1 protein-coding gene is annotated in these 520 nt (G+C 68.1%); it reads right to left on the reverse strand.

Annotated features, from left to right (window positions below):
- A partial coding sequence (locus IE318_RS44580) for an OmpL47-type beta-barrel domain-containing protein (RefSeq protein WP_189908504.1) occupies positions 1-520 on the reverse strand: 520 nt, incomplete at both ends.

Here is a 520-nt window from a genome sequence, read left to right on the forward strand (position 1 = left end):
CCCGCCTTGTCCGACGCCCGGTACGTCAGGGTGTGCTGACCGACACTGCTCACCTTCACGGGGTCGGTGTACGTGGCGTAAGCCCCGCCGTCGAGCGCGTACTCGATCTTGTCCACCCCGGAACCGGAGTCCGAGGCCGACAGCGTGACCGTCGCACTGTCGACGTAGTTCCCCGAGGCATCCTTCGTCCCCGACACCGACGCCGACGTCTCCGGCGCCGTCGTGTCCTGCGGCGGAGCAGCCACCACCGCGAACGACACCGACTTCACCGCCGACGTATTACCCGCCTTGTCCGACGCCCGATACGCCAAGGTGTGCTGACCCACAGCACTCACCTTCACCGGGCCGGTGTACGTGGCATAAGCCCCGCCATCCAGCGCGTACTCGACCTTGTCCACCCCGGAACCCGAGTCCGAGGCCGACACCGTCACCGTCGCACTGTCGACGTAGTTCCCCGAGGCGTCCTTGGTACCCGACACCGTCGCCGACGTCTCCGGCGCCGTCGTGTCCTGCGGCGGAG

Origin of the sequence: Streptomyces spiralis, assembly GCF_014654675.1 — a bacterium.
Classification (GTDB): Bacteria; Actinomycetota; Actinomycetes; order Streptomycetales; family Streptomycetaceae; genus Streptomyces; species Streptomyces spiralis.